Origin of the sequence: Variovorax sp. CCNWLW225 (genome assembly GCF_037204045.1) — a bacterium.
Taxonomy (GTDB): Bacteria; Pseudomonadota; Gammaproteobacteria; order Burkholderiales; family Burkholderiaceae_C; genus Variovorax.
The window spans coordinates 1-9,555 of sequence record NZ_JBBCBV010000036.1 but is presented as its reverse complement, the minus strand read 5'-3'; the positions used below and the strand labels follow the sequence as shown (position 1 = coordinate 9,555).

At 66.8% G+C, this 9,555-nt stretch carries 9 protein-coding genes; all 9 read left to right on the top strand.

Annotated elements, in window-relative coordinates; genetic code table 11:
* Positions 1-204, top strand: a 204-nt coding sequence (locus V9L20_RS27055; RefSeq protein WP_337298893.1) for a hypothetical protein, incomplete at its 5' end; no start/stop codon positions are given.
* A 13-nt stretch (positions 205-217) separates the two neighbouring features.
* Complete coding sequence (locus V9L20_RS27050) at positions 218-997, top strand: type IV pili methyl-accepting chemotaxis transducer N-terminal domain-containing protein (RefSeq protein WP_337298892.1); 780 nt, start codon at positions 218-220, stop codon at positions 995-997.
* Between the two features lie 10 nt (positions 998-1,007).
* On the top strand, positions 1,008-1,433 hold the full coding sequence (gene nirD, locus V9L20_RS27045; protein WP_281146887.1) for a nitrite reductase small subunit NirD: 426 nt from the start codon (positions 1,008-1,010) through the stop codon (positions 1,431-1,433).
* A 22-nt stretch (positions 1,434-1,455) separates the two neighbouring features.
* Entirely contained in the window at positions 1,456-4,251 is a 2,796-nt protein-coding gene (locus V9L20_RS27040) for a nitrate reductase (RefSeq protein ID WP_337298891.1), read from the top strand.
* A gap of 58 nt (positions 4,252-4,309) precedes the next feature.
* Positions 4,310-5,215: a DNA-binding protein YbiB gene (gene ybiB, locus V9L20_RS27035; protein WP_337298890.1), complete on the top strand. Its 906-nt coding sequence runs from the start codon at positions 4,310-4,312 to the stop codon at positions 5,213-5,215.
* Positions 5,212-6,024 carry a uroporphyrinogen-III C-methyltransferase gene (cobA, locus tag V9L20_RS27030; protein WP_337298889.1) on the top strand — a complete coding sequence of 271 codons (813 nt, stop codon included), beginning with the start codon at positions 5,212-5,214 and terminating at the stop codon, positions 6,022-6,024. The genes ybiB and cobA overlap by 4 nt, the downstream gene beginning before the upstream one ends.
* Before the next feature lie 137 nt (positions 6,025-6,161).
* A complete protein-coding gene (locus V9L20_RS27025; protein ID WP_337298888.1) occupies positions 6,162-7,187 on the top strand; it encodes an ABC transporter ATP-binding protein in 1,026 nt (341 codons plus the stop codon).
* A gap of 53 nt (positions 7,188-7,240) precedes the next feature.
* Complete coding sequence (locus tag V9L20_RS27020) at positions 7,241-8,509, top strand: ABC transporter substrate-binding protein (RefSeq protein WP_337298887.1); 1,269 nt, start codon at positions 7,241-7,243, stop codon at positions 8,507-8,509.
* A gap of 4 nt (positions 8,510-8,513) precedes the next feature.
* The gene (locus V9L20_RS27015; RefSeq protein ID WP_337298886.1) at positions 8,514-9,431 is read left to right on the top strand and encodes an ABC transporter permease; all 918 of its coding nucleotides are present in this window, start codon (positions 8,514-8,516) and stop codon (positions 9,429-9,431) included.
* The last annotated feature ends 124 nt before the right edge of the window (positions 9,432-9,555 follow it).

Here is a 9,555-nt window from a genome sequence, read left to right as displayed (position 1 = left end):
GAAGGCTGGTACCTGGAGCGCACGGTGCACTACATCGGGCGGGTGGGGCTGGACTATGTGAAGAAGAAGATCCTGGAGGACGCCGAAGGCCGCAAGGCGCTGTGGGAGCGGCTGCAGTTCGCGCTGGATGGGGAGCCGGATCCGTGGTTCGAGTCGAGCCAGGCGCAGGTGGATGTGCGGCAGTTCACGCCGCTCACCGTGTAAGCGGGGAAGCTTCTTGAAAAGACGACTCTTCATCGTTTCTTCCGCGCTTGCCGCAGTGGGCGCCCGCGCGCAGGTGGCCGACCTCAACGACGCCATCAACAAGGCGGGCCGCCAGCGCATGCTGTCGCAGCGCGCGAGCAAGGCTTATCTCGCGCTGGCGCAGAAAGTGGAAACGCGCAGCGCGCAACAAGTACTGGACAAATCGATTGCCCTGTTCGAAAGGCAGCTGACCGAGCTCAAGGCCTTCGCACCGAGCCCCGCCATTCGCGGCACCTACGACGCACTCGACGGCGCATGGAGCGAATTCAAGCGCGAGCTCACCGGCCCCGCGCTCGGCAAGGAAGAAGCCGCCCGGATCGTCAAGCTCGATGCCACCGTGCTCGCGCTTGCCAACCAGGGCACCACGCAGTACGAAACCGCCTCGGGCAGGCCGGTGGGCCGGCTGGTCAATATCGCAGGTCGGCAGCGCATGCTGTCCCAGCGCATGGCCAAGTTCTACCTGGCCGGCGCGATGCAGATCGACGCCACCGGCAGTACGGCAGAAATTGCAAAGGCGCGCGCCGAATTCCTTGCCGCGCTCGAAACCCTGCGCAACGCGCCGGAAGCCACCGCGCAGATCCGCCAGGAACTGGTGCTGGCCGACGCGCAGTGGATGTTCTTCAACCGCGGCCTCCAGCGCCTGGAGGGTGCGGCGACCTCACCCGCCCTGATGTCCGACGTGTTCGTGGCCAGCGAGAACCTGCTGGCCATCATGGACCGCGTGACCGGCTTGTATTCAGACCTCAAAACCTAGAGACCCCACCATGAGCGAATGGAAAGCCATCTGCCGCATCGACGACATCCCCGTGCTCGGCGCCCGCCGCGTGGCGCGCCCCGTGGGTGTGGCCGTCGCCGTGTTCCGCAATTCAGAGGACCAGGTGTTTGCGCTGCTCGACCGTTGCCCGCACAAGGGCGGCCCATTGAGCCAGGGCATTGTGTTCGGTACCAGCGTCGCCTGCCCGCTGCACAACTGGGCCATCGGACTGGACGACGGCTGCGCCAAGTCGCCTGACGAAGGATGCACGCCCAAGTTCGCGGTGAAGCTCGCCGAGGGCGTGGTGCACCTGGATGCGGAAGAACTCAAGACGCATGCCATCGACCTGGCGCCGCCCCGCGCCGGCCCCGGCGCCGCAACGGCCGGCAAGCTGGGCGACGAGACCTTCGACGTGCAGGCGCCGCACGGCAGCTAGGCGCACAACCAAGGCACGACTCATGCAAGAAACTCGCTCCACCTGCCCCTATTGCGGCGTCGGCTGCGGCGTTGTCATCGAGTCCGACGGCGCGCAGATCACCGGCGTGCGCGGAGACCCCGACCACCCGGCCAACTTCGGGCGCCTTTGCACCAAGGGCTCGACACTGCACCTCACGGCGACGGCCACGGTCACACGCCAGACCCGGTTGCTGCAGCCGATGCGGCGCGCCGTGCGCGGCGCCGAGCCGGCGCCCGTGGCGTGGAACACCGCGCTCGACGGCGCGGTCGACAAGTTCGAACAGGTGATTCGCGACCACGGGCCCGACGCCGTGGGCTTCTATGTCTCGGGCCAGCTGCTCACGGAGGACTACTACGTCTTCAACAAGCTCGCCAAGGGTTTGATCGGCACCAACAACATCGACACCAACTCGCGCCTGTGCATGAGCAGCGCGGTGGCCGGCTACAAGCAGACGCTGGGCGCCGATGCGCCGCCCGCGTGCTACGACGACCTGAAGCACGCCGAGTGCCTTTTCATCGTGGGCAGCAATGCCGCCTGGGCGCACCCGATTCTCTTTCGCCGCATCGAGGACGCGAAGGCCGCCAACCCAGGCATGAAGATCATCGTGGCCGATCCGCGCCGCACCGACACGGTCGAAATTGCCGACCTGTTCCTGCCCATCCAGCCCGGCACCGACGTGATGCTGTTCAACGGCATGCTGCACCTGATGCTATGGGAAGGCTGGACCGACAACCGCTACATCGCGGCCCACACCACGGGCTTCGATGCATTGAAGGCCACGGTGCGCGAATGCACGCCCGACAAGGTGGCGCAGATCTGCGGAATCTCGAAGGAAGACCTGCTCACCGCCGCGCGCATGTTCGCGACCTCGCCTGCCACGCTGAGCCTGTATTGCCAGGGCCTGAACCAATCGTCCAGCGGCACCGCCAAGAATGCGGCGCTGATCAACCTGCACCTGGCCACCGGCCAGATCGGCAAGCCCGGTGCCGGCCCGTTCTCGCTCACCGGCCAGCCCAACGCCATGGGCGGGCGCGAAGTGGGCGGCCTGGCCAACCTGCTGAGCGCGCACCGCGACTTGGCCAACCCTGCGCACCGCGCGGAAGTGGCGGCGCTGTGGAACCTGCCCTCCGTGCCCGAGAAGCCCGGCAAGACCGCGGTCGAGATGTTCCAGGCCGCCGCCGACGGAGAGATCCGCGCGCTGTGGATTGCCTGCACCAACCCCGCCCAATCGATGCCCGACCAGGCCACGGTGCGCCGCGCCCTCGAGCGCGCCGAGTTCGTGGTAGTGCAAGAGGCTTTTTCGACCACATCGACCTGCGCCTTCGCAGACCTGCTGCTGCCCGCCACCACATGGGGCGAGAAGGAAGGCACCGTGACCAACAGCGAGCGCCGCATCTCGCGCGTGCGCCCCGCGGTGGCTGCGCCTGGCGAGGCACGCCACGACTGGTCGATTGCCGTCGACTTTGCACGCCGCCTCGAACGGCGGCTCGGCCGCACGGACACGCTGTTCCCCTACGGCTCGGCCGAGCAGGTGTGGAACGAGCATCGCGAATCCACCCGCGGGCGCGACCTCGACATCACCGGCCTGAGCTACGCCATGCTCGAAACGGCCGGCCCCCAGCAATGGCCGCTGAAGGAAGGCGAGACCACCGGCCGCGCCCGCCTCTATGAAGACGGCGTTTTTCCCACGCCGGACGGCCGCGCGCGCTTCGTCGACACGGTCTACAAACCGGTGGCCGAGGCGCGCGAGGCGCGCTACCCGTTCTCGCTCAACACGGGCCGCTTGCGCGACCAGTGGCACGGCATGAGCCGCACCGGCACGGTCGGACGCCTGTTCGGCCACGTGGCCGAGCCGGTGGTGCAGATGAACGCGCAGGACATGGCGCGCCGCCTCTTGAAGGACGGCGACCTGGTGCACCTCACCTCCAAGCGCGGCTCCATCCTGCTGCCCGCGCGCGCCAGCGCCGAAATCGGCCTGAGCCAGGCCTTCGTTGCCATGCATTGGGGCGAGGAATACCTGAGCGGCTGCTCTTCGACCGGCACGCCGCTGGCCGGCATCAATGCGCTGACCACGCCGGCCTACTGCCCCACCTCGAAGCAGCCCGAGCTCAAGCACACGCCGGTCAAGATCCTCAAGGCCGAGCTGCCGTGGTCGCTGCTCGCCATGGCCTGGCTGCCGCCCGACGCCGCCTTTGCCGCGCAGCAGGCACTCAAGCCGCTGATGGCGATGTTTCCGTTTGCCACCTGCGTGCCGTTCTCGGGCAACACGCCGGGCGAAGAGCGCAGCGGCATCCTCTTTCGCGCGGCCGCGCACGACACGCCGGACGACAGCCTCGTCGACCGCATCGAAGGCGTGCTTGGCCTGGGTGCAAGCGATGCCCTGCGCTACGCCGACCGCCGCCGCGGCCAGCGCCGTGTGGCACGGCTGGTGCGCCGCGCCGACGGCAACGCCGGGCTCGAAGCTTTCCTGCTGGGCGGCGACACCACCGCCGAGGCCTGGATCGGCACCCTGCTGCGCGAGGAAATTCCGGCCCAAACCTACGGCCGGCTGCTGCTGTCGCCGGGCGCCCGCGCGCCGGTGGCAGTGCAGTCCCGCGGGCAAACGGTCTGCACCTGCTTCAACGTGACCGACCTGGCCATCCAGGGTGAACTGGGTCGCTGCAGCGGCACGCCCGAGGAGCGGCTGGCCTCGCTGCAGGGCGCGCTCAAATGCGGCACCAACTGCGGCTCCTGCCTGCCCGAGCTCAAGCGCATGGTCCGGGCGACGCCGGTGGAGGTCCTCGCAGAGGGTGCATAGAGGGTGCATAAGCCGCCTCGCATTCCGGCATAAGCATTGCGGGACAATTGGTGCACCCATGGGAATCAGCCAATACATCAAGGAAATCGGCCGCGGCGCGCGAGGCGCCAAGCCGCTGACGCGCGAACAGGCCACGGACCTGTTCGGCCAGGTGCTGGACGGCACCGTCACCGACCTGGAAATCGGCGGCTTTTGCCTGGCCATGCGCATCAAGGGCGAAACGCCCGAAGAGATGGCGGGCTTCCTCGACGCCACGCATGCGCGGCTCCAGCACATTCCGGCCGCCGACCGCCCGCTCATCGTGCTGCCGAGCTACAACGGCGCGCGCAAGCTGCCGGTGCTTACGCCGCTGCTCGCCCTGCTGCTCGCCCGCGAAGGCTTGCCGGTGCTGGTGCACGGCAGCGCCACCGAAACATCGCGCGTGCTGGCATCGAACGTGCTGGAGGCATTGGACATCCCCATGCTCACGGCCATCCGAAGAATTGCATCCGGCGAGGTCGGCTTTGCGCCGACCGAACTGCTCAACCCCGCGCTCAAGCGGCTGCTCGACGTGCGCCGCGTGGTGGGCCTGCGCAACCCTGGCCACAGCGTGGTCAAGTTGATGCAGCCGACCACCGGCCCCTGCGTGGTCGTGGCAAGCTACACCCATCCGGAATACGCTCGCACGATGGGCGAGACCTTCGAGCTCATGAGCATGACCGCCCTGCTCTCGCGCGGGCTCGAAGGCGAAGTGGTGTCCGACCCGCGCCGCACCGCGCAGATCGACGGCTTTGTGCGCGGCGTGCGCAGCGAGCTGCAGGCCCAGGCCGCGGGCACGTCGAGCGAGGTGCCGGGGCTTCCGAAAGAGATCGACGTCGCGACCACGGCCGACTACACGCGCCGCGTGTTGAATGGCGAGCTTCCCGTGCCAGAGGCCATCGCCACGCAGGTCAGGCACATCACGCAACTGGCAGCCCACGCATGAACGCACTCACATCCCCATTCACCGCCGGAAGCTGCACACTGGTGGGCGCCGGCCCCGGCGACCCCGAGCTGCTGACCATCAAGGCCGTGAAGGCGATTCAGGCCGCCACCGTGCTGCTGGTGGACGACCTCGTGAGCGAGAGCATCCTGGCCTCGTATGCGCGGCCCGATGCGCGCATCGTGCACGTGGGCAAGCGCGGCGGCTGCAAGAGCACGCCGCAGGCATTCATCGAACGGCTCATGATCACCGCGGTGCGCGAAGGCGAAACCGTGGTGCGCCTCAAGGGTGGCGATCCCTTCATCTTTGGCCGCGGTGGCGAAGAAGTCGAGCACCTGCGCGAAGCCGGCATCGAATGCACGGTCATCAACGGCATCACCGCCGGACTTGCCGCCGTGACCTCGCTGGGCGTGCCGCTCACGCACCGCGACCACGCGCAGGGCGTGGTGTTCGTCACCGGCCACGCCAAGACCGGCGCGAGTGCGCATGAAGACGCCACCGACTGGCGTGCGCTGGCCGCCACCGCGCACAGCGCGCGGCTCACGCTGGTGATCTACATGGGCGTGGCGGGCGCGGGCCACATCGAACGCGAACTGCTACACGGCCTGCCCGGCGACACGCCCGTGGCGGTGATTCAGCACGCGAGCCTGCCGCAGCAGCGCCACGTCACGACCACGCTCGACCGGCTGCAGGCCTGCATTGCCGAAGCCGGGCTGGCGAGCCCCGCGGTCATCGTGGTGGGCGATGTGTTGCGAGGGCTGGCTGCTGCGGCGCTGCCGGTGGGCTCGGACGCCGGCCGGTTCGGCACCTGAGCCGACGGAAGAGAAAGCTCGGGAGCCCGGCCTTTTGCATGGGCCCGCAGAGGGCGCGTTAGCACCCAGGTGGCATGGAGCGTGCTTAACGCCAGCATGCTCGTTTTTCGATCGTTTTCCGTGTGCGGCGCCGGCCAATGACTGTCGTCGCCACGCCTCCGCCCGCCGCCGTTGAAATTGTTGCCCTGAGCAAGCGCTACGCCGCCGGCACACCGCCCGCGGTCGACCAGATCGACCTGCGCATTGCGAGCGGCAGCTACTGCTGCCTGCTGGGCCCGTCAGGTTGCGGCAAAAGCACCACGCTGCGGATGATTGCGGGGCATGAGTCGGTCACCAGCGGCGACATCCTGCTGGACAACCGCAACATCACCAACCTACCCGCCGCCGCGCGCGGCACGGCGATGATGTTCCAGAGCTTTGCGCTCTTCCCGCACCTCTCGGCGGTGGACAACGTGGCCTTCAGCCTCAAGATGAAAGGCACAGGCAAGGCCGAACGGCCGAAGCGCGCGCGCGACCTGCTGGAGCGGGTGGCGATGGGCCACCTGGCCGATCGCAAGCCCGGCGAACTCTCGGGCGGCCAGCAGCAGCGCGTGGCACTGGCGCGCGCGCTCATTACCGAGCCGCGCGTGCTGCTGCTCGACGAGCCACTGTCGGCGCTCGATCCGTTCTTGCGCATCCAGATGCGCGCCGAGTTGCGTCGGTGGCAGAAGGAGCTGGGGCTGACTTTCGTTCATGTGACGCACTCGCAGGAAGAAGCGATGGCGCTGGCCGACACCATGGTGGTGATGAACCACGGTGTGATCGAACAGGTCGGCTCGCCCCACCAGATCTACAACCATCCCGCCAACGAATTCGTGGCGCGCTTCATGGGCGGCCACAACGTGTTCGACACGCCCGCCGGCCCGATTGCCGTGCGCAACGACCACATGCGGATCGCCCCGGCGTCCGGCGATGGAGGCATTGCCGCGGCCATCACCGACGTCGAGTACCAAGGCACCTACGTGCTGCTCGGCCTCGCGCTCGAAGCTGCTGCGCCCGGGCGCCAGAACGTGTCGGTGCTGCTGGGCGAAGCCGCCTTTCTGGCAAGCCCCTATGCGCCGGGCGATGCGGTGCGCCTTGCATGGGCCGAGGCCGATGCGCGCGCACTCGCCGTGGCAGCGTAGTCCTCCCTTTCCGTTCCGTTCATCCGCCACCTTTTTTCCACGGAGACTCTTCCATGACCGACCCCATCGACTCGTCCGCCGGCCTCCAGCGCCGCACCCTGCTGCAAGGCACCGCCGGCATTCTGGCGACGGGCATCGCGCCCTTCGTGCATGCGCAAGAAAAAATCGTGCTGCGCTACCTGGGCACGGCGGTGAACCAGGACAAGGCGATTGCCGAGAAGTTCAAGGCCGACACCGGCATCGAGATCCAGTACGTGGCCGTGACCACCGACGACGTGACCAAGCGCGCCGTGACCGCGCCCAACAGCTTCGACCTGATCGACACCGAGTTCTTCTCGCTCAAGAAGATCGTGCCCACCGGCAACCTGAAGGGCATCGATACGAAGAAGATCAAGAACGCGGACAAGATCACCACGCTCTTCACCAAGGGCGAGGTTGCAGGCAAGGCCGTGGGCGACCAGGGCACCGCACCCAAGAAGGTGATTTATCTCGAAGGCGAAAAGTCGAAGAAGTTCGCCGCCGCGCCCACGCAGTTCATGTCGCTCATCCCCACGGTCTACAACGCCGACACGCTGGGCATTCGCCCCGACCTGATCAAGCGGCCCATCGGCTCCTGGGCCGAGCTGCTGAACCCCGAGTTCAAGGGCAAGGCGGCCATCTTGAACATTCCGTCGATCGGCATCATGGATGCGGCGATGGTGGTGGAGGCCAAGGGCATCCACAAGTACAAGGACAAGGGCAACATGACCAAGGCCGAGATCGACCTGACGATCAAGACCTTGATCGAAGCCAAGAAGGCCGGCCAGTTCCGCGCGCTGTGGAAGGACTTCAACGAGTCGGTCAACCTGATGGCTTCGGGCGAGGTGGTGATCCAGTCGATGTGGTCGCCGGCCGTCACCGCCGTGCGCACCAAGGGCATTGCCTGCAACTTCCAGCCGCTGAAGGAAGGCTACCGCGCCTGGGCCGCCGGCTTCGGTCTGCCGGCCACGCTGTCGGGCAAGAAGCTCGACGGCGCCTATGAATTCATCAACTGGTTCCTCGACGGCTGGGCCGGCGCGTACCTCAACCGCCAGGGGTACTACAGCGCCGTGCTCGACACGGCCAAGGCCAAGATGGAAGCCTACGAGTGGGCCTACTGGATGGAGGGCAAGGCCGCTACGCAAGACATCAAGGGCCCGAACGGCGACCTGCTGGCCAAGGTCGGCGCGGTGCGCGACGGCGGCAGCTACGAGCAGCGCATGGGCGGCATCGCCTGCTGGAACGCGGTGATGGACGAGAACGAGTACATGGTCAGAAAGTGGAACGAATTCGTCGCGGCTTGATCCTGTGAGCGCTCCAACCGCCAGCGCGCACGCGCCCAGCCCGTCCGTCCATGCCGTGAAGGCATGGTGGCAGGCGGCGCCGTTCGCGCTGGTGTTCTTGCTGTTCTTCTTGATTCCGCTGGCGCTCATCGCCATGGTGAGCCTGTGGAGCTTCAACGAGTACGAACTGATTCCGGCGATAACGCTGCGCAACTACGCAAGCCTGTTCGAGGGCTGCTCGCAGCTGACCGACAACGGCGACCTGTGCGTCACGCTCAATACCTACCTGAGCACTTTCAAGTTCTGCCTGCTGGTATGGGGCATCACGCTGCTCGTCGGTTTTTCGGTGGCGTACTTCCTGGCGTTTCATGTGCGCTCGTCGACGATGCAGACGGTGCTGTTCGTGCTGTGCACGGTGCCGTTCTGGACCTCGAACGTGATCCGCATGATTTCGTGGGTGCCGCTCCTGGGCCGCAACGGGCTGGTCAACCAGATGCTGACCGGGCTCGGCCTGGTCGAGCAGCCGGTCGAGTGGCTTCTGTTCTCCGATTTTTCAGTGGTGCTCGCCTTCGTGCACCTCTACACGATGTTCATGATCGTGCCGATCTTCAACAGCATGATGCGCATCGACCGTTCGCTGCTCGAAGCCGCCAGCGACGCGGGCGCCTCGGGCTGGCAGACGCTGTGGAACGTGGTGGTGCCGCTGTCGCGCACCGGCATCCTGATCGGCTCGATCTTCGTCATCACCATCGTGATGGGCGACTTCGTGACCATCGGCGTCATGGGCGGCCAGCAGATCGCATCGATCGGCAAGATCATCCAGGTGCAGACCTCGTACCTGCAGTTTCCGCTGGCTGCGGCCAACGCGATGATTCTGTTGGCGGTGGTGCTGATGATCATCTGGGGGCTCACCCGGCTTGTCGATATTCGCAAGGAGCTTTGAGATGAAGCCTTGCTTTGTCATCCTTCGCGTTGATGGTGCTGAACGCCGCTGTTCGGGGCGCGCACCCGCCGACGGGGTACCTTTCTCCGCGAATGTCCCCCGGCCTGCGGCCTCCTCCTTTATT

Excerpts from the sequence above, each read along its gene's own strand:
- V9L20_RS27025 (WP_337298888.1), top strand. The coding sequence starts at position 6,162 with ATGACTGTCGTCGCCACGCCTCCGCCCGCCGCCGTTGAAATTGTTGCC.
- ybiB (WP_337298890.1), top strand. The coding sequence starts at position 4,310 with ATGGGAATCAGCCAATACATCAAGGAAATCGGCCGCGGCGCGCGAGGC.
- nirD (WP_281146887.1), top strand. The coding sequence starts at position 1,008 with ATGAGCGAATGGAAAGCCATCTGCCGCATCGACGACATCCCCGTGCTC.
- V9L20_RS27040 (WP_337298891.1), top strand. The coding sequence starts at position 1,456 with ATGCAAGAAACTCGCTCCACCTGCCCCTATTGCGGCGTCGGCTGCGGC.
- cobA (WP_337298889.1), top strand. The coding sequence starts at position 5,212 with ATGAACGCACTCACATCCCCATTCACCGCCGGAAGCTGCACACTGGTG.
- V9L20_RS27020 (WP_337298887.1), top strand. The coding sequence starts at position 7,241 with ATGACCGACCCCATCGACTCGTCCGCCGGCCTCCAGCGCCGCACCCTG.